This window comes from Marinomonas maritima, assembly GCF_024435075.2.
In the GTDB taxonomy this organism is placed as follows: domain Bacteria; phylum Pseudomonadota; class Gammaproteobacteria; order Pseudomonadales; family Marinomonadaceae; genus Marinomonas; species Marinomonas maritima.
The window spans coordinates 422403-441282 of the sequence record NZ_JAMZEG020000001.1 but is presented as its reverse complement, the minus strand read 5'-3'; the positions used below and the strand labels follow the sequence as shown (position 1 = coordinate 441282).

Below are 18880 nucleotides of genomic sequence, written 5' to 3'. Positions count from 1 at the left end.
CTCTCAGTGAGCCTAACGCTGTTCACTTCAGGGTTAAATTTAATTGAATAGCCTCAGAAAATCCGATTAAGCTTTCTTTATCGGATTTTTTGCTCTGATTAATACTCATTCCCACGTTATTTTTGATGCTCAGATAGGCGTTTATCGGAAAGCTGAAACGCCATATTAGCAGAAGTCATGTTAGATAAGATTCCAGATCGCAGTATTACACTCTTAGACCGAAATTTTTGGAGTGCCAATCTCATGCATGCATTGATGAATGGGGAAATGAACGACATTGGTTAATCCCCAAACGCAGTAACACTGTGTATGAGGTCATTGAAGAATATGGCGATGGCGTATGAAAGTCTCCCTACAAGCACGCAAGAAGGACTCTAATCTGCCCAAATATTGGGATGTACGAGCTATAACCTATGACGTTCAAGGTAAAGCCAAGACGGTACTGACATCACTTCCTATCAGCGACTACCCAGCTGATAAAATTGCTCTGCTGTACCATCAGCGCTGGGAAATTGAACTAGGAGTTCGTGACATCAAATCTTCCATGCTCAACAACGCCATTACGTTGCGCAGTAAGAAAGTCGATCTAATCTACCAAGAAATGTGGGAGATGTTGCTTGCCTACAACATTGTACGTCGAGAGGCGAGTCATGCGGCGGCATCACATGATCAACGAGCGAGCGATGTGCGTTTACTTTTATTACTTCCAACGTGATCGTGATGGCAGCCGCCAAGCCAGAATCGAAGATAGGAATGCGCCTTTTTATTATTATAATAAAAGAAACTTACAACTTGGACTGTTCACTTAACCATACGAACAAGTACTTGCTAGGACTTTAATTTAAAACGCCTATTATTTTTCTCGAAGCGCAAATCTAATCAACACCAAGAAGCAACCTAGCATTCCACCCAACAAAGCACCTAAAATAGCAATTAGAGACCGTTTAGGCGATGTACGACCAAGGGGCTTTTCTGGCGATTCAATATATCGAAACGTTTGAAAGGAAACCGTGGAGTCTATTTTCAAAGACCCCAATAAATTTAGCTTTGAGTCAACTACCTGCAGTCTCGGATCTATAATATTAAGCTGATTAAGACTAAGGCTGTCTAAGACTTTCACTTTAGCTTCTAACGCATTTGAACCAATATTAATTACAAATAACTCTTGATTCCCTAAATTTTGCTGAGGCTGGCTCACACCAGCCGCCTGAGCAATTTTCAAAGCATATTTTGCCAGCTCTTGCTCACTTTTCAATCGGCTTTTTGCCTGATCTACCAACAAGGCTTTTTGTTGACCTAATTCACTGTGCTTACCCTCAACCGCTGACTTCAAATTAGCAAGCGCGATATTCTGAGCTTTCATTTCGATGTACCCAACATACCCATTTAAAAAGCCGAAGCTCTTTTCAGCAGTGTGCTGTATGCCTTGCAAAGTATATGATTCAATACCACTTTTAGTGGTAGCTACATTTTCAGTCAATTTTTGATACCACTCACCATACAATTTGGCTTCAGCATTTTTATAGTCTTCTTCTTTCATATCTTTTTGCAAAACCGTCAATTCTGCTTGAAAATCAGAAGACGAAGAGATGTATGCTTTTTTATTGGCTCTAGACTGGTATTGTTGTATGAAAATTTGGAACAAATTTTTAGAAAGAAGAAAGCCATCCAGCTTATTACTAACCAACAAAGCACCATCTCCTTGATAAATATCAAATACTGGCTGGAAATTATTCACCATTTTTTGATAAGCCGAATAATCACTGATTTGTGGCGCTGTTACTACGGTTTCGGTAGTCCATTTTTCTTTCACTAACAATGCATAAGCAATAGCAATGGCAGCACAAATAACCGTCACGGCAATAATTGTAATTTTACCCTGCCAAAGTGCAACAACAAGTTCTTTTAAATCAATTTCATCGTCTTGATGATCAAATTGATATTTTTCTAATACAGATTTTTGTTCAAATTGATCTGGGGATAATTGACCTTTTGTCACCACTCGCCTCTCTTAACAAGATAAAATTTCTTTTAATAAACCCTATTTAGGGTAGAGCTAGATATTTAGCCAATACTATTAGATGTATAAATCAAATCCCAAACACCGTGTCCTAAACGCTCACCGCGTTGTTCAAATTTAGTCAGTGGACGCCACTCTGGCCGCGGATGATACAAGCCTTTCCCTGCAGCATTCTGGTAACCCTCCTGTACCTCCATCACTCCCATCATATGCTCCGCATAAGGCCGCCAATCTGTTGCCATGTGAAAATGACCTCCATCCTTTAATACATTTGCCACTTGTTGGGCAAATAAAGGCTGAACAATACGACGCTTATTGTGCTTCTTTTTATGCCAAGGATCGGGGAAAAATAATTGGAAAGCACTCGCGGTGTTCTGTGGTAAACAGTTCGCCATGACTTCTATAGCGTCATCACAATACACACGTAAATTAGTAATGCCTTCTTCTTTTGCTAACATCATCAGTTTAGCAACACCTGGCGGATGCACTTCAATACCGATAAAGTCTTTCTCTGGTGCATTTTTCGCCATTTCAACCAACGACGCACCCATACCAAAGCCGACTTCAAGCACCACGTCTGATTCACGACCAAACACAACCGCATAGTCAATTCGACCATCAGCAAGATTTAAACCATACACGGCCCAGTTTGCATCGTAGTTTTTCTGTTGACCTTCCGTCATTCGTCCGCCACGTACAACAAAGCTACGAATGGTGCGTTTTTTAATGGGTTCTTGACTGCCTGTGTTTTGCTCTTGCATGGTTTCAAATCGCTTAATGTGTTCTATAGTAAAGAAGCTAACGGTTAAGTCCATTAGGCTCAATTCGGTTATTGATCGACCATGGTTTTATGGTGATCTGGCGGGCACGTATCCTACCCGAAAAACAATATTCTGTCCCGCTTTGCTTCTTGTTTTCGATGCAGCCTAGTCTGATGTCGCTTTAGATGCCGTTGATCGCCATAACTGCCAAGCCAAACAACCCCAAGCAACGAGATAACATAAACCACCTATCGGCGTCACAGCGCCTAAAAGCGTATAGCCTGTTAATGCCATGACATACAAACTGCCTGAAAACACCATATTGCCTATAAAAAAAAGAGCCAATATGTTTTTGCAAGACGGTAAATAAGAAGACAAGGCAACGACAATAAGACCCGCAAGCGCATGGTACATAAGGTATTGGCTGCCAGTATGCCACCAGCCAAGTGCGTTAGCATCAAGGATACGACTAAGGGCGTGCGCACCGAACGCACCAGCAGCAACCGAGATACATGCTTGGATCGAAAAAAGAGCCGCCCAGTTGGAAAGCGCTGGTGTCAAAGGCTTATGATTTTCTGACTTGTAACTTTCTAAGTTGTTTACTGAAGAGCGAACAGCGGATTCAGTGTCTCGATTTGACATCAATTATTCCAGTACGTTTAGATAGCCATTACTACCAATGGCGTAATAGCGACTGTCTGCCCCAAATGCCAAGGCAATAACACTGGCACCGGAAGGTCGTCCTTTCGGGGTATAAAGTGTCCACTCTTTTTGAACAATGCCGGTACTCACCTGAACGAGGGAAACATTGCTATTCACTTCACCAATAAGAATGGATCTATCGTCTTGAGAGAAAACAGCTTGGCTAATCGTGATATTACGGTATTTCAATGCACCAGTATCAAGAACGGTTAATTCTTTGCCTGTTCTAGTCGACCAAATTTTTGCATTACCTAACTTGGCTGCACCGAACGCGTATTTACCATTAGCCGACAATGCCACACTGCCAATACGATTACTCAGCGGCCATTCGTATTTTTTTTCACCGGATTGCATATCCCAAAGAATCACATTCGAGGAATCGTCACCTGTGATACCGAGCGCTCCATCCGGTGTAATATCAACGGCACGAACTGTGGATCCCGTTCGTAACGTCTGTTTGATACCACCCCGTTTAACATCAAAGAAACGCGCGGTTTGATCGTTTAACCCAATTAAGGCGTAATCGCCGTTTTGAGTCAGTTTCACCGATTGAACATCGCCTGGCGTCGTCCAAAACCCTTCCGATTTCCCCGTCGTTGTATTCCATAACACTAACGTACGGGAGCCACCAGTAGCGGCATATTGGCCACTTGGATCAATATCAACACCAATGAATGATGAGTATTCGCCTTGGGCGTCATTCCAGCTAAAACGACGTTCATTGACAGCATTTATCCAATAACTACCACCATGCTGAATAGAGCCGACCAAGGCTGATGAACCATCGTCGCTTAGCACCGCAGAATACAAACCCTGAACTGCGTATTTAGCGGTTCGAACTGGCGCCTCAGCAGAGCAAGACAACAACGCCGCAGAGCAGAAAATAGTTAAGCTAAGCTTAAGCGCTTTTTTCACTGTGCGCTTCATGTAATTCCTTAATTAACTGATCCTCATATTGAAACCGCTCAACCATTACCAGCGTCAACGCTTGTAATGAAAAAGGCAAAGCCTCAAGTTGAGCATTGCAATGCTCTTTCGTGTCATATTTGTCGTTAAACTCAACAGCCACTTCTGTTGAGCTATCAATAAGAGGCAATAAATTGCGCAACAGCACAGAGGCTCCATCATCATCAAATTCCTTCGCCTCCAATGCGAGCTGCTCATAAACAGTAAAATGACCCGCTGAAACATAATCCACCAGCATTTCACACACGCTTAGAATCTTAGGCGTGTCCGTCGGCGTAAATTCCCCACGATCACGTAAATACACCCACATTTCTATTAGCTGACGACGTTGCTCTAACCAACGATCAATAATCACATGAACTCCGCCCCATCGCTCTTGGGCTGTTTTACAACTTTCTAACATATGATAACTCCATCAGGTGTTAATTATTCTTAGCTTATCTCAAGCATATTCCGATACGTAATCTCCTGCAAGACAATCGCCTGAGGGGTTTTGTAACCTTTTATTAGATAAATGTTCTTTTGATAGCACGTAACGCAATAAGAATATTTATGAAGGCCATGCCGACAAAAGCCACCAAGGTCCAACCGGGAATACTAATACCCAGAAAGGTCCAAACGACGTCACCACATTCACCCGTTCCCATCACCATGGCTTGCATAATTTCTTGCCATGGAAATACGTCAAACATATAACTCAGCCCTGGTAAACACGCTGGTAGCTCATCCGTTGGAAGGCTTTGCAAATACAAATGGCGCACAGCCAAGGCCGCGCCAAAAAAAGACAATACCACCACAATCCAAGAACATACTTGTCGCGCTTTTTGACTGGACGTTAAGGCCGATGCCAAAGACACAACCCCTATAGAGAAAAAGAAAATGCGCTGCAACATACAAAGAGGACAAGGCTCAAGCGCCATTTGATATTCCATATAAAAAGCCACCGCCAAAAGGGCAAAAGCCGTCAATGCCACCAAACCATGAAAACGACGAGCAGATAAAAACGCAAACATATACGAAGATCCCTAAACTGACTAAATGGATATTTTTAATTGAATAACAAAACTTAAGACAGCAGGAAAATAGAAAAGTGCAAAATACCTACTGACACAACGCTTTAATGCCAGTTAGTATACTGTCAATTGGAATGAATACGAGAGCCTAACATGTCATTGATGATGTCCCTATCTAACAAGCCACGCACATTTGCGCTACTACTACTTTGCAGCGTTATGAGCAGCATAAGCTATGCAGAAGAAGAAGGTGAAAAACCGATACCGGCTTATGTTGAGTTAAAACCTAATTTTGTCGTCAATCATGTAGGCAATGAATCTCAACTTAAATACATTAAAACCAGCATAAGCATTCGCACGGATGAAACCAAAAAAGAGTTAATTGAAGCAAACATGCCACTGGTCAGAGATGCCATAGTCATGTTTCTTAGCTCTCGGACCACAGAACAAGTCACTGGTGCGATTGCACGTGAGAAAACGCGCGCAGATGCTGCTATTGCAGTTAACACAGCCTTGGAAGAAGAAACAGGAAAAACGCCGGTCCAAGATATTTTATTTGCGAGCTTCGTCACTCAATAAAACAAGCAATAGATGAAGCAATAAAAAAGCGTCGTTTGTTGTTGTGTAAAATAACGCCAACAAGCGACGCTTTATTTAAACTAGCAAAAGCAAATTCGTACTAAAGTAGGTTACAACTCTTTAATGTCATCCGGACTAACATAACCAGCCAGTTTCTCGGTTGCTTCATTATTAAAAAACTTCTCCATCTGTTCCATTACGTATTTACGTGACTCAGGTTGCATCAAATTTAGCTGCTTTTCATTGATCATCATGGTTTGAAGCAACTGCCACTCTTGCCACGCTTGTTTAGAAACGGTTTGTAAAATCTCCTGACCTTTAGCACCGGGTAATGGCGCACGATCTAACGCTTCCATTTCTTTCTGGAACTTTTTACAAAAAACAGTATTCGCCATAAGGATCACTCGCCATCATATAGGGTATGAGATGAATAATGGCGCTAACACAGCAAAATTCAAGGCTTCATGTGAATAAGCTAAGATAACAACCCCCTCTGTAGAAACAGGGAGTCAGTCTTTAAAAAACACTATAGATAACTTCGAGCGAGCCCAAGCAGGACAAATGCACTAATCAAAAGAAGGATGGGTGGGCGTTTGTACTTCAACCAAGCAAATCCAATTCCCACCACAACAACATCCCACCAGCCCACCAAACTTGATGTGCCAATAGGATAATACAAAGCTGCTATTAATATGCCTACTACCGCTGCGTTCAAGCTGCCCACAGCAGAACGAAAGCGCGCATGGCGGGACAAACCCTGCCATACACTTTGAGCACTCAACATAAGTAACAAGCCCGATAGAAATACCGCGACTGTCGCAACCGCCGCCCACACCCAAAGATTAGCACCTTCAGGCGCAGCTGCTGCCCCAAGAAAGCTGGCCATGGAAAACATAGGGCCCGGAACCGCCTGAGCGGCGGCATAGCCTAATAATAAATTCGCATCAGACACGATATCTGAGACAAACGCTGACAACATGGGGAGAACAACATGGCCACCACCAAAAACCAGCGCACCTGCCTGATAAAAGCCTGCAAACAAACCACTCAGCCCCGTATCCAATACAAAGCTGACAAGAAACAGTGATATCGCCAAGACAAACACTAACCCTGCCCCTCTAATTTTAGGCAAAGGTTCATCGGCGGAGGAAATAACAGAAGGAGTCAGCAGTCCAACACTAGCCGCCATGAATAAAACAATTAGACTCGCAAAACCAAATGGATAAAGCACAATAAACGCCGCACTAAATAAGGCGATGACCGCCATTATTCTGGACTGACAAAACGAGCGCCACATGCTGACACAAGCATCCGCTACCACGACGACCGCCAACAGTTTTAAGGCATGAACGACGCCATCAAACACAGTGCTGCCTTGCCAATGACTACCAAACTGAGCCAATAGCACCATGACAATAAAAGAAGGCAACGTGAAACCGATGAACGCAGCCAAGCCACCCAGATAACCTGCACGATGATAACCTAGAGCAAAGCCAACTTGACTAGAACCAGGACCTGGAACAATCTGGCTTAATGCTACCCATTGCGCATATTGGACATCGCTCGCCCACTTTTTTCGCTGGATAAACGTTTGATTAAAATACCCTAAATGCGCCGCCGGCCCACCAAAGCTGGTGAAGCCAAGCAGCAAAAACGAAAGAAAGACCTCTAATACACGTTGAAAATAGTGGGGGCTTTGATGGGACATGGTCACTTCCAATATTTTTTGTCATCGCGCCCTAGAACGCGCATTCTAGAGCGTGCATTCTAAGTCACTTATTTTAAATTATTTTTTCTAAAATACTTCTCACCGGCGCAGGCAAGCCAAGCGCTAACGCCTCTTGTTGACTGAACCATTGGTATTTATCCCCTTCCATTATCCAATTGGCTGCTGCCATTTGAATTTGGCTTGGGGAAATATCCAGATGATAATGACTAAAAGTATGTCTAAAAGATGACAAGGGTATGACAGAGCTCACCTGTGCGCTAAATCGTTGCTCAATATGCAGCACTATTGACTCATCAGAGGCCAGTTCAGGCAGGCTCCATAATCCCCCCCAAATCCCCGTCTGAGGGCGCTTTTCTAGTAGTAGCTGTTCCTGTTGATTCATTAATACCAACAACTGAATGCTCTTTTCTGGCTTGGCGGCTTTTTTTGGTTTACGGATAGGAAACTGAGTGGGATCTGGTGTTTGCCGACCGGCACAGTCGCTTTCTAATGGGCAAAGCAAACATTGCGGTTTGGAGCGAGTACAAAGCGTTGCCCCTAAATCCATCATCGCTTGAGTGTAATCACCACAGCGCTCAATTGGCATGTAATTTTCAGCAAGCTCCCACATGGCATTTTCGGTTTTCTTTTCACCTGGCCAAGTGGGCACCGCATGAAAACGTGAAAGTACGCGTTTTACATTGCCATCTAAAATCGCGGCTTGGACACCACGAGAAATAGATAGAATAGCCGCCGCTGTCGAACGACCAATGCCTGGTAATTCACACACACCTTCGACACTTTGTGGAAACTCACTGTCGAATTCATCCACCAGCATTTTCGCGGCTTTATGCATATTACGCGCTCGAGCGTAATATCCTAGCCCACTCCAGTGCGCTAGCACCTCATCTTGCTCAGCCTGCGCTAACACTTCAACACTTGGAAACGACGCCATGAACTTATGGTAATACGGAATAACGGTGGTCACTTGCGTTTGCTGCAACATGATTTCAGAAATCCATACTCGATACGGTGTTTTATTCTCTTGCCAAGGCAAGCTTTTACGCCCGTATTCATCAAACCACGCTAAAACACGGGGCGCAAAATTCTTAACTGGTTGCATTCATTTCTCACGATTACAGCAGTTCAATTAAACTGCGATTAAAACAAACTTTTTAATTTTTCTTTCAGCTTTTCTTTTGCTCTTTCAGCTTCGGCTTGACGCTTTTCTTCAAACTCAGCTTTTAGTCGCGCTTTTTCTGCGGCTAACTTAGTCTCCAATCTGGCTTTCTCGGCTTGTTTTTGCACTTCTAATTCCGCTTTTAGTTCAGCCTCTTTTTCTTTAAGACGCACCTTTTCAGCCTCTAATTTGAGCTTCAACTCATCTTTCGCTAAATTTGCAAATAACTTACCAAAACCTTTTATATCAGGGCGGCACAAACCGGCAGGGTCATCGCTAAACTGTCCTTTGCATACAATAGGAAAAGCCAGCTTGGTTAGCTTGGCATTGACACGGCATGCTTTGTCTAGTTCGCTTCCCGCAATGCCAACATTGGCTTGATAATTCAAGGAAGAATCCGGCAGAGAAATCACACCATCGCCGGTTACTTGAATACCCGCCGAACTTATTTTTAAACCCGGTGTAGAAACCTTTCCATTCACAATATGAGCAGGAAAACGCATGGTTTCAAACGGCGTATCTGGGCCAAACTGATCTTCGTTAATGCTTTCTTTCCGTATCGCGGCAATCCCTTCACAGACGGTTTTTGTCAAATTGGTTCCCACCAAAGCACCGTTTTTAATTTCTACCAATAAGTCGCCTTGCAGTGATGACATCAGAGCATCGATTTGGTTGCCTCTCGCGCTGAGTTCACCGTTTAAATAGGTCGCGCCTGCGACTTTATCCATGTCCATAAAATCGACTAACAAAGGTTGAATTTGCACACCATCAATGGCGGGGGATATATCGACAATAGGTGTATTGCCTCGTACGTCCAAACTCACTTTTGAGGTGATATTGCCCTTATACAAAGAAGCACGCAGCGGATAGATTTTCACTAAACCTCTAGCCTGAGTGGAATCCAACTCTATTTTGTCTATTTTTATTTTTTTGACCGTGAGGCCTTCAAACACAACACCGACATGACCGTTTAAGCTTCGGATCAAATCCACTGGAATCAACTCTCCAACATCACCGCTATTTTGTACGGCGCCCGCTACGTTGCTATTTTGTTCCGCACCATCTGCGCTTGTATTTGATGCGACTCCATCGTCTTTGTTTATCACGACGTCTTCTGGGCTGGCTTCAACGGGCGTGGGAAGGTAACGGTCTAGGTTTAAATTCTTACCCGCAATACTGACATCCCAACGTAGCGGAGATAAATCCACCACCGCATTGGCTTCTATTTTCGTTTCGTCCATCGTAATCGAGATAGGCTGAGCGATAATCGAATCCAAGCTACCCTCGAAGGTAATGTTTGCTCGTGCTTTGGTCAGCGCGGTGTTATCCGACATATCCGGTATCGGCAGATTCAAACGCGTCATCAAGTATCGTGGATTGAATTCGCCTACCGATAATACACCCGAAAATTGCGGGCTACTCAAGACTTGATAGGCTTGGATTTTGGCATCAACATTCACACCCAACGTACTAAATGCCAGCCCTTCTACCAAGACATTTTCTTGGGGCAAATCCAAGTCAATATTAGTCGCACTTAATTTCACTTCTATTGGGCTCGTTGGTAACGCATCACTAGACACGCCCCCAGACAACACAAGTGAGTCTAACGACAAGGATTCCCTTTCTGGAAACACCGCTAAATTCGCGTTCAACTTCGCTTTTAACTGTAATGGCGTATTACCTTGTAAATCACTTTGTGTCAGCGCAACGTCCATCGCCATTGGCCATGCTTTATCCCACTGCACATCGTTTAGTTGCACGTTAAAAGTTGCGTTAATCAATTGCTTGGTTTGTTCATCGCGGTATGTGACTTGCGCGTTTTCAATGCGTAGCTCATCGAGTTGGATATCAGGTAAATTCACTGGGGTCGCGCTTTCACTGGATTCCTCGACAGAAGGCGTTGCCGTAGCAGATAAAGACCCTGATGCAGCTTCAGAGAGGGAGGTGCTTGACTCAGGTATGTCCAATTGCCAGTTACCTTGCCCTTGTGCATCTTTGTTTAAACTTGCTTTCAAGTTCACAAGGTTCACTTTATTAACCTGAATTTTTTTTTCTAATAAAGGCAAAATAGCCAAACCGAATTCAGCGCGATCAAACTGTAAAATTTCCGCGTCTGAACCCAACGCCACACCAAGGTTTTCAAGCTCAAGACCAAGCCAAGGAAAGAACGACCAGCTGATATCACCGTCCAAACGTAAATTCACATTGGCTTTTTCCAAAGCGACGCTTTTTAACTCATCCTTAAAGTCATTTGGATTCACAAACAGCATGACATACGCCAGCAATACGACAATGAACGCCAATAAACCGGCAACTAATAATGAAAGTCGCTTTATCCAAACCATGAACAACTCCTTGAATGAATTAACCTAGATACAAACATTAACCCCCTCCCAACCTCCCCCTTAGCAGGGGGAGGAGCTTGGTTTTCTTCCCCCTCTCAACTCCCCCCTTTTTTTAGTAAAAGAAGGAGTTAAAGTTCCCTCTCCTTTCTTCAAGGGGAGGGTTAGGGTGGGGTTCTGCTTATTTAAAAATCGCCTAATCATAGCATTCGATGTTGTATATTATCGATGCAAAGCGTTGTCCAATAGAAATAACCCATAAAAAAACACTCAGATAAAACATAGAAGCCAAAGAGCGCTCGTTCTATAATGGCTACTTATGTTTTATTCAGTGGCGGCTACTCGCCACAATCACTGCGGAGAAACCAATCAATGTCCGATCGCATTGCCAGTGTCGAGCGTAATACGCTTGAAACTCAAATCAAGGTGTCGATTAACCTAGACGGTACCGGTAAATTCAACTGCATCACAGGCGTGCCTTTTCTTGATCACATGCTTGAACAAGTGGCACGTCATGGCCTGATTGACTTAGACATCCATGCGGTTGGCGATCTTCACATTGACGCTCACCACACGGTAGAAGACTTGGGCATTACGCTAGGACAAGCTTTTGAAATTGCTGTTGGCGATAAAAAAGGTATCAAGCGCTATGGCCATGCTTATGTTCCTTTGGATGAAGCATTGTCTCGTGTCGTCATCGATTTTTCTGGTCGTCCCGGCTTAGAAATGCACGTGCCGTTTACTCGCGGTTCAGTGGGCGGTTTTGATGTGGATCTGTTCTCTGAATTCTTCCACGGCTTTATCAACCACGCGAAAGTCACGCTTCATCTAGACAACCTTCGTGGTAAGAACACACACCACCAAGCAGAAACTATTTTTAAAGCCTTCGGTCGTGCGTTACGCATGGCGTTAGAGGTTGACGAGCGTATGGCAGGCCAAATGCCTTCTACTAAAGGTTGTTTGTAGGATTCTCTTAGTATGAGTAACAGCAAAAATCCCATGGGTAATATGAGAAAATCTACTGTTGCAGTCATCGACTACGGTATGGGCAACCTACATTCGGTTGCCAAAGCGCTTGAACATGTCGCGGATGAAAACACCTCCGTTATTGTGACCAGCGATCCAGCCGTCATTGATGCCGCTGATCGTGTTTTACTTCCAGGCGTTGGTGCTATTCGTGATTGTATTGGCGAAATGCACAATGCGGGTCTCGTGCCTAGCATTCGCAAAGCCATGGCGGAGAAACCGTTTCTCGCCATTTGCGTGGGCATTCAATCTTTGATGTCTCACAGTGAAGAAAACGGTGGTGTTGACTGTTTGAACCACTTTCAAGGCAACGCTCTATTCTTTGGCGAAAAACACACAGACCATGACGGCAGTAAGCTAAAAGTGCCGCACATGGGTTGGAATCAGGTCAAACATACTATTGACCACCCGCTTTGGGCTGATATTGATGACAATGCCCGCTTCTACTTTGTACACAGTTTTTATGTTGTGCCAGAGAATAAAGCAGAAGTCGCCGGCACCTGTGATTACGGCCTAGAATTCTGCGTCGCGCTCGCACGAGACAATGTTTTCGCGGTACAGTTTCACCCAGAAAAAAGCCACAAAGACGGTCTTCAGCTTTACAAGAATTTCCTTCACTGGGATGGCAAGCCATAACGGTCACTTATTCATAATCCAACGAAGACCTTTACGCGGTATTAGGAGTCATTTATGGGCTTAGCAAAACGTATTATTCCTTGTCTTGACGTGGACAATGGTCGAGTAGTCAAAGGCGTTCAGTTCCTTGACATTCGCGACGCTGGCGACCCAGTAGAAGTGGCTAAACGCTACAATGAGCAAGGCGCCGATGAAATCACGTTTCTGGACATTACGGCTAGCTCTGACGACCGAGCAACTACCGTTCATATGGTAGAAGCCATTGCCAGCCAAGTCTTCATTCCCTTAACCGTCGGTGGCGGCATTCGTACCTGTGACGATATTCGTCGCATGTTAAATGCTGGAGCAGACAAAGTCGGCATCAATACCGCGGCGGTGTTTAATCCTGAATTTGTTCGTGAAGCCGCACAACGTTTTGGCTCTCAATGCATTGTGGTTGCCATTGACGCGAAAAAAGTCAGTGCCGAAGGCGAACCTGATAAATGGGAGATTTTTACCCATGGAGGTCGTAAACCGACTGGTTTAGACGCTGTAGAATGGGCGAAAAAAATGGTCGAATACGGTGCGGGAGAAATTCTCTTAACCAGTATGGATCGTGATGGTACAAAAAATGGTTTTGACCTTGGCGTAACACGTGCCATTAGTGAAGCGGTTCATGTGCCTGTTATCGCCTCTGGCGGTGTGGGCAATCTTGATCATCTTGTCGATGGAGTTATCAAAGGCAAAGCCGACGCGGTACTCGCTGCCAGCATTTTCCACTTTGGTGAATACAGTATTCAAGAAGCCAAGCAGCGCATGACTGATGCGGGTATTGAAATGCGCCTATAACCGCTATTTTATGACCTACGGTTGCTGTGAATAGAAAATCCAAAACGCGATGTTTAGTTAACATCGCGTTTTTCATGGTGAAGTCTGCATATTTTGTGCACAAGGTATCTGTGACTTGCCGAAAAGAAGCTTCGGCGAGTACAATCCTTAAAATTTAATTTTGCCGTATTCAATTGAAGGAAGACTTCTTGACCACTTTAACCAATGCTTTGCAAGCGCTGGCAACCCATTGCCAGCAAGCCGCGACAACGTCTGCATTAACATTTCATCGTGGCGTGGAACGAGAAGCGCTACGAGTTGATCGTTCCGAAGGGCACATTTCGCACAAACCCCACCCCAAAGCATTAGGTTCTGCGTTAACTCACAGCTCCATTACAACGGATTACTCTGAGTCTTTGATGGAATTCATTACGCAGGTTCATCCTAGCGTTGAAGGCGTCATTAAAGAATTGGACGATATCCACAACGTGGTTAATCATGAACTCTACAAGCAAGACGAATGTTTATGGCCTGCCAGTATGCCGTGTTACTTGGCGGGCAATGAAGATGTCCCCATTGCTTATTACGGCGAATCGAATACAGGAAAACTAAAACGCGCTTATCGCGAAGGTTTGTCTAACCGCTATGGTCGGATCATGCAGTGTATCGCAGGTATGCATTACAACTTCTCGTTTGATCAAGACTTCTGGTCTTTCTTAGAAAGCTATAAAGGCAAAACCGCCCTTTCTCAAGCAGAAAAACAAGCCTTTCAATCGGACAGCTATTTCGCTTTGATTCGTAATTTTCGCCGTAGCTCTTGGATGCTGTCATTACTGTTCGGCGCCTCTCCTGCGATTGACGAAAGCTTTTTACCGAAAAAGCCTGACAGCTTAGAAAAGCTTGAAAAACACACGTGGTTTGGCCCTAAAGCGACATCCCTTCGTATGAGCGACCTTGGTTATCAGAACAAAGCTCAAGCGGATTTATACGTTTGCTATAACGAAGTCGATACGTACATCAGTACCGTCAAAAAAGCGTTGCAAACACCTTATCAGCGTTACCAAGACATTGGTGTGAAGGTCGACGGTCTGTACCGTCAGTTAAACAGCAATCTTTTGCAAATTGAAAACGAGTATTACAGCGACATTCGCCCTAAACGTGTCACTCAGCCTGGCGAACACCCAAGTGCTGCATTGCAAGCGAGAGGCGTTGAATACATTGAAGTACGCATTATGGACCTAGATCCTAGCTCTTCCATTGGCATGCAGTCTTCTACCCTGTATTTCATTGATGTCTTCTTGCTGTATTGCATGTTGCGCGGCGACGAGCGCCTAGGCAGTGCAGAATGCAACCAGCTACGTAAAATGCAGCAAGAAATTGCGTCTCATGGCCGAGATTTAGACATGAACTTCGATTTTGGCCAAGGCCCAGTAAAATTGCGTGATAAAGCAGAAAACATGCTTGATGCTCTGACGGAAGTCGCGGATTTTTTATCCACTAAAACAGGCAACCCTGCTTATCAACAAGCGGTTGAGGTTCAAAAAGAAAAATTAACCAACGAAGCCCTTTTGCCTTCTGCTCTATTATTAGAGCGCAGCAAAGCAGAACAAGGCTACCAAAGTGCCATGCTGACCTTATCAAAAGAACAACAAGCAAACTGGATGGCTTGCCCTTTATCCGACGAATTAACACACGAATTCATGGAGAAAGCAGAACGCTCTTTACGCGAGCAGGAAGCGATTGAAGCGGCGGATGAGGTGGATTTCGATACCTTCTTAAGAAGGTATTTAACACCACAATAAATTAGCAGTTCACTACTCACTAAATGTAAAAAAAGCCTCATATGAGGCTTTTTTTCGTTAACGCAAGCAAACCTGCCGCTTTAAGCATTTGGCGAAACTGGAATGCCTTCAAGATTGTCAAGTACCAACCATTCAGCCAGTTTGATACGCAGATCATCAACTCCGTCACCACTCAACGATGAGAAGGTCTGTACCGTGCCATCAACGCCGTGCTCTTTAACCGCTTTTTGAACGGCTAACATGGTTGACTTTGCTGGCCCACGCTTTAGCTTGTCTGATTTTGTTAATAAGACATGCACCTTCATTCCATTGGACTTAGCCCAGTCCAACATCATTTCATCAAACTCTTTTAATGGGTGGCGGATATCCATGACTAAAACAACACCAGCCAAAGAGCGACGATTCATCAAATAGTCTTGCATGTGTGCCTGCCAGACTTTTTTCATAGCAATAGGAACTTTTGCAAAACCATAACCTGGAAGGTCAATTAAACGACGATCTTCAACGTTTATCCCAAAGCAATTAATAAGCTGAGTTCGACCCGGCGTTTTTGAAGTCCGCGCTAGTTTCTTTTGGTTCGTAAGGGTATTTAATGCCGTCGATTTGCCGGCATTCGAGCGACCTGCAAAGGCAACTTCTACACCTTGGTCTAGAGGACATTGAGAAAGTTTCTCAGCACTCTTTATAAAGTGTGCGGACTGGAAATTTGAGTCAAAAGGGGTCATAAGTTGATATTCGTCAGTAGATTCGGATTGGCATTCATATTTATTTCATAAGCTGTATATAATGCCAGCAAACACAGTGATATGCCATGTTAAACCATCAAAGTCGGCAGAATCACGTTAATTGACCTAATTAAAGGTTTTTCGATTATTACAAAAATGCATAAATAAGAATTCGCCTACGGTTTTTTTCATGTAAATATTATGTAAACTTGCTAATAACATAGAACCTTCAGCCTTAAATAGAATCGTATTTTATTGCAATTCTGTGCATGATATAAAAATACTTTGATTTACACGATTAGGAGCTACACATGATAAAGCTGTTTTCAGCGCTGATACTTTCTTTCTTTATCTCACTTCCGGCAACGGCCGCTGAGTACAGTGATGGTAATGGCTACACAACCATAAAAACACCAGTTCGCACCAGTGATCCAAGCAAAATAGAAGTAACTGAAATTTTTTGGTACGGGTGCCCACATTGCTACAAACTTGAGCCCATTACTCGAGCTTGGGAAGAGAATATGCCAAGTGATGTTGACTTCAAATTCTTACCTGCCGTTTTCGGCCGTGGTTGGTTAGCGCATGCAAAAGCTTTCTACGTGGCAGACTTACTTGGTATTGAACATAAACTGCGTGCAGATCTTTTTAATGCTATCCATGTTGAGCGTCGTAACCTAAACTCTGAAGACGCACTTGCAAACTTTTTTGTAAACTATGGCGTTAGTGAAGATGAATTTCGTAAACAGTACGACTCTTTTGCTGTCAACAGCCGTTTGAGTCAAGCCGACGCGAAAATACGTGCTTATGGCGCTCGTGGTGTTCCAGGGTTAATCGTCAATGGCAAATACCTAGTGACGGCAGAAACAGCTAATGGCAATGAAAATATTTATAAAGTGATCGATTTTTTGATCGAAAAAGAACGTCAAAAATAATATAAAAAGAGGCAATATGACGGAATCATCAAGTGACAAACTGATTGAAGCGTTACGTAAAGCTGTTTCTAGAACCAGCATGCTGGCAGAAGGAAATGACCCTGAACTTGATTCCGTTGTTCGCCAAATTCGCCAAGTTGTCAATAAAGGGGCTAAGGCTCAAGAAATACAAGATGTGCTCAATAATGCCGAGCCACTCTTAATAAAGAGTGACGAAGCACTAACGGATAGAGCCAAACAGGTCCGTAGCACATTACAGGAGCTGATAGACCTCCTCGAAAGGCAAACCAGTAAAAGAGTCCCTCAAAATGAGAAGAAGCAGCTCGAAGCTCAAATACGCTCGAACTGGCAAGTATCATCACAATGGCCTCAGCTTCTAAAAGGCTTTTTAACGCTTGCAGAGAACACCTTAAATCAACCTGAAGACGTAACAAGCCAATCAAAGAGTTCTTTTTTAAAACGCTTTTTTAACCGGAACTCTGATTCAGCACCTAAAAATAATGATCAAGAAATTATGGCGCAAATTAGCCACACCTTTGCTGGGCTAATGAATAATTTATCGCTTCCAAGCATCTATGATGAAGACATCGTTGATCTTAAAAGAGCATTACTGGGAAACAACAATATTCAACAACTTCCAGGACTGCTTGATGAAGTTATTAACTTCATCATGATCGCCATAGGAAAAACCCAAGAAAGTTTGACGAATTATCTAACCCAACTAAATAAACAACTCGCTAGCATCAATGAATCTATCTCTACCAGCTACCATTCACAAAAATCACTATCTGAAAGTAGGGAAGGCTTTAACACAAAACTTCAAATGCAAGTTGAAGATACTTCGTTAGCCATCAATGGTGTAAAAGATTTAGATAGCTTAAAAAGCCTCATTAATGATCGACTGTCGACTATTTCTAGTACCATGACAGAGCATCGAGCACAAATGATAGAGCAGGAAAAGCATTCAGCTCAATCCATCACATCACTGAAAAACAAAGTGACACGAATGGAAAAAGACACCGCATCACTGCGCACACTGTTACAAGAAAAGCTTGCTCAGGCGATGACAGATTCCTTAACCGATTTACCAAACCGCACAGCCTATCAAGACACCATTCTGCCACTCTGTAAAATCATGCAAAAAACCAAGAAACCCATTTGTTTAGCGGTTTGTGACATAGATCACTTTAAGAGAGTAAATGACTCTTGGGGGCATCTCGCAGGCGACAAAGTACTAAGGCTAGTACCAAAACAAATTCGCAGCGTTTTATTAAAAGAAGACCTCATGTTCCGCTATGGTGGCGAAGAATTCGTCATTGCGTTCCCAAATACTTCACTTCCTCAAGCCATTGAACGCGCTGAAGCCATCCGACTTGCGGTAGTCAAAACACCCTTCAATATGCAGGGTGAGCCAGTTACAATTTCCATATCTATTGGTATCGCCGAGCTTAGCGCCCAAGAGGAGCCAGAGTCGTTATTTTCACGAGCTGACAAACAGCTATATCTAGCAAAAGAGGCAGGCCGAAATAAAGTCATGGGGAATAAATAGAACCGAAAATCGGTATCAGAGCCTTGCTGTCGCGGTTACAATAAGCACTCACCATTAAATACATCTTGTCAAAAGCTGTTAAAGAGCTGTTACACAAAGAAAGCGGCGTGCGATGCCACCACTAGGATGAAG

The 18880-nt window shown here is 43.7% G+C and carries 19 protein-coding genes; 8 read left to right on the top strand and 11 right to left on the bottom strand.

The genetic code is table 11. From position 1 onward, the window contains the following. The first annotated feature begins 340 nt into the window (after positions 1–340). Complete coding sequence (locus M3I01_RS02230) at positions 341–715, top strand: transposase (RefSeq protein WP_255893938.1); 375 nt, start codon at positions 341–343, stop codon at positions 713–715. A gap of 138 nt (positions 716–853) precedes the next feature. Here the strand turns inward: M3I01_RS02230 and M3I01_RS02225 are convergent, their stop codons facing one another. The 6 genes from M3I01_RS02225 to M3I01_RS02200 form a co-directional block, all read right to left on the bottom strand. Further along, on the bottom strand, positions 854–1999 hold the full coding sequence (locus M3I01_RS02225; RefSeq protein WP_275564895.1) for a Wzz/FepE/Etk N-terminal domain-containing protein: 1146 nt from the start codon (positions 1997–1999) through the stop codon (positions 854–856). 65 nt (positions 2000–2064) lie between these two features. Further along, positions 2065–2781: a tRNA (guanosine(46)-N7)-methyltransferase TrmB gene (gene trmB / locus M3I01_RS02220; RefSeq protein ID WP_255894784.1), complete on the bottom strand. Its 717-nt coding sequence runs from the start codon at positions 2779–2781 to the stop codon at positions 2065–2067. 165 nt (positions 2782–2946) lie between these two features. Beyond that, positions 2947–3423, bottom strand: a complete 477-nt coding sequence (locus M3I01_RS02215) for a DUF423 domain-containing protein (RefSeq protein ID WP_255893936.1) — start codon at positions 3421–3423, stop codon at positions 2947–2949. Between the two features lie 3 nt (positions 3424–3426). Beyond that, the gene (locus M3I01_RS02210) at positions 3427–4410 is read right to left on the bottom strand and encodes a WD40 repeat domain-containing protein (RefSeq protein ID WP_255893935.1); all 984 of its coding nucleotides are present in this window, start codon (positions 4408–4410) and stop codon (positions 3427–3429) included. After that, entirely contained in the window at positions 4382–4852 is a 471-nt protein-coding gene (rsd, locus tag M3I01_RS02205; protein WP_255893934.1) for a sigma D regulator, read from the bottom strand. Before rsd ends, M3I01_RS02210 begins: the two co-directional genes overlap by 29 nt. A 103-nt stretch (positions 4853–4955) precedes the next feature. Next, the gene (locus M3I01_RS02200) at positions 4956–5462 is read right to left on the bottom strand and encodes a disulfide bond formation protein B (RefSeq protein WP_255893933.1); all 507 of its coding nucleotides are present in this window, start codon (positions 5460–5462) and stop codon (positions 4956–4958) included. Positions 5463–5681: 219 nt separating this feature from the next. Between M3I01_RS02200 and M3I01_RS02195 the strand changes: the two genes are divergently transcribed. Then, a complete protein-coding gene (locus M3I01_RS02195) occupies positions 5682–6041 on the top strand; it encodes a flagellar basal body-associated FliL family protein (protein WP_255893932.1) in 360 nt (119 codons plus the stop codon). A gap of 110 nt (positions 6042–6151) precedes the next feature. Here the strand turns inward: M3I01_RS02195 and M3I01_RS02190 are convergent, their stop codons facing one another. The 4 genes from M3I01_RS02190 to M3I01_RS02175 form a co-directional block, all read right to left on the bottom strand. Next, on the bottom strand, positions 6152–6436 hold the full coding sequence (locus M3I01_RS02190) for an oxidative damage protection protein (protein WP_255893931.1): 285 nt from the start codon (positions 6434–6436) through the stop codon (positions 6152–6154). A 131-nt stretch (positions 6437–6567) separates the two neighbouring features. After that, complete coding sequence (chrA, locus tag M3I01_RS02185) at positions 6568–7749, bottom strand: chromate efflux transporter (protein WP_255893930.1); 1182 nt, start codon at positions 7747–7749, stop codon at positions 6568–6570. Positions 7750–7822: 73 nt separating this feature from the next. Next, positions 7823–8872, bottom strand: coding sequence for an A/G-specific adenine glycosylase (mutY, locus tag M3I01_RS02180; protein WP_255893929.1), 1050 nt, complete (start codon positions 8870–8872; stop codon positions 7823–7825). A gap of 38 nt (positions 8873–8910) precedes the next feature. Beyond that, positions 8911–11274: an AsmA family protein gene (locus M3I01_RS02175; RefSeq protein WP_255893928.1), complete on the bottom strand. Its 2364-nt coding sequence runs from the start codon at positions 11272–11274 to the stop codon at positions 8911–8913. Between the two features lie 369 nt (positions 11275–11643). Between M3I01_RS02175 and hisB the strand changes: the two genes are divergently transcribed. The 4 genes from hisB to gshA all read left to right on the top strand — a co-directional run bounded on the left by hisB (position 11644) and on the right by gshA (position 15542). Further along, positions 11644–12237 (top strand): imidazoleglycerol-phosphate dehydratase HisB, encoded by a 594-nt coding sequence (gene hisB / locus M3I01_RS02170; RefSeq protein ID WP_255893927.1) that lies wholly within the window; start codon positions 11644–11646, stop codon positions 12235–12237. A gap of 12 nt (positions 12238–12249) precedes the next feature. After that, complete coding sequence (hisH, locus tag M3I01_RS02165) at positions 12250–12933, top strand: imidazole glycerol phosphate synthase subunit HisH (RefSeq protein ID WP_255893926.1); 684 nt, start codon at positions 12250–12252, stop codon at positions 12931–12933. A gap of 54 nt (positions 12934–12987) precedes the next feature. After that, on the top strand, positions 12988–13761 hold the full coding sequence (hisF, locus tag M3I01_RS02160; protein ID WP_176336311.1) for an imidazole glycerol phosphate synthase subunit HisF: 774 nt from the start codon (positions 12988–12990) through the stop codon (positions 13759–13761). A 188-nt stretch (positions 13762–13949) separates the two neighbouring features. Next, the gene (gene gshA / locus M3I01_RS02155) at positions 13950–15542 is read left to right on the top strand and encodes a glutamate--cysteine ligase (protein WP_255893925.1); all 1593 of its coding nucleotides are present in this window, start codon (positions 13950–13952) and stop codon (positions 15540–15542) included. Positions 15543–15622: 80 nt separating this feature from the next. Here gshA and yihA read toward each other — a convergent pair whose 3' ends face one another. Next, positions 15623–16267, bottom strand: a complete 645-nt coding sequence (gene yihA / locus M3I01_RS02150; protein WP_255893924.1) for a ribosome biogenesis GTP-binding protein YihA/YsxC — start codon at positions 16265–16267, stop codon at positions 15623–15625. Between the two features lie 311 nt (positions 16268–16578). Here yihA and M3I01_RS02145 point away from each other — a divergent pair, with 311 nt between their 5' ends. After that, positions 16579–17199 (top strand): thiol:disulfide interchange protein DsbA/DsbL, encoded by a 621-nt coding sequence (locus M3I01_RS02145; RefSeq protein WP_255893923.1) that lies wholly within the window; start codon positions 16579–16581, stop codon positions 17197–17199. Between the two features lie 16 nt (positions 17200–17215). Next, the gene (locus M3I01_RS02140) at positions 17216–18748 is read left to right on the top strand and encodes a GGDEF domain-containing protein (protein WP_255893922.1); all 1533 of its coding nucleotides are present in this window, start codon (positions 17216–17218) and stop codon (positions 18746–18748) included. Positions 18749–18880: the final 132 nt, after the last annotated feature.

Bases quoted from the DNA above. Each gene is read 5' to 3' on its own strand.
- M3I01_RS02190 (WP_255893931.1), bottom strand. From the start codon at position 6,436: ATGGCGAATACTGTTTTTTGTAAAAAGTTCCAGAAAGAAATGGAAGCG.
- hisF (WP_176336311.1), top strand. From the start codon at position 12,988: ATGGGCTTAGCAAAACGTATTATTCCTTGTCTTGACGTGGACAATGGT.
- M3I01_RS02210 (WP_255893935.1), bottom strand. From the start codon at position 4,410: ATGAAGCGCACAGTGAAAAAAGCGCTTAAGCTTAGCTTAACTATTTTC.
- M3I01_RS02230 (WP_255893938.1), top strand. From the start codon at position 341: ATGAAAGTCTCCCTACAAGCACGCAAGAAGGACTCTAATCTGCCCAAA.
- M3I01_RS02200 (WP_255893933.1), bottom strand. From the start codon at position 5,462: ATGTTTGCGTTTTTATCTGCTCGTCGTTTTCATGGTTTGGTGGCATTG.
- hisB (WP_255893927.1), top strand. From the start codon at position 11,644: ATGTCCGATCGCATTGCCAGTGTCGAGCGTAATACGCTTGAAACTCAA.
- rsd (WP_255893934.1), bottom strand. From the start codon at position 4,852: ATGTTAGAAAGTTGTAAAACAGCCCAAGAGCGATGGGGCGGAGTTCAT.
- M3I01_RS02145 (WP_255893923.1), top strand. From the start codon at position 16,579: ATGATAAAGCTGTTTTCAGCGCTGATACTTTCTTTCTTTATCTCACTT.
- trmB (WP_255894784.1), bottom strand. From the start codon at position 2,781: ATGCAAGAGCAAAACACAGGCAGTCAAGAACCCATTAAAAAACGCACC.
- M3I01_RS02195 (WP_255893932.1), top strand. From the start codon at position 5,682: ATGAGCAGCATAAGCTATGCAGAAGAAGAAGGTGAAAAACCGATACCG.
- mutY (WP_255893929.1), bottom strand. From the start codon at position 8,872: ATGCAACCAGTTAAGAATTTTGCGCCCCGTGTTTTAGCGTGGTTTGAT.
- yihA (WP_255893924.1), bottom strand. From the start codon at position 16,267: ATGACCCCTTTTGACTCAAATTTCCAGTCCGCACACTTTATAAAGAGT.
- M3I01_RS02175 (WP_255893928.1), bottom strand. From the start codon at position 11,274: ATGGTTTGGATAAAGCGACTTTCATTATTAGTTGCCGGTTTATTGGCG.
- M3I01_RS02140 (WP_255893922.1), top strand. From the start codon at position 17,216: ATGACGGAATCATCAAGTGACAAACTGATTGAAGCGTTACGTAAAGCT.
- M3I01_RS02215 (WP_255893936.1), bottom strand. From the start codon at position 3,423: ATGTCAAATCGAGACACTGAATCCGCTGTTCGCTCTTCAGTAAACAAC.
- hisH (WP_255893926.1), top strand. From the start codon at position 12,250: ATGAGTAACAGCAAAAATCCCATGGGTAATATGAGAAAATCTACTGTT.
- chrA (WP_255893930.1), bottom strand. From the start codon at position 7,749: ATGTCCCATCAAAGCCCCCACTATTTTCAACGTGTATTAGAGGTCTTT.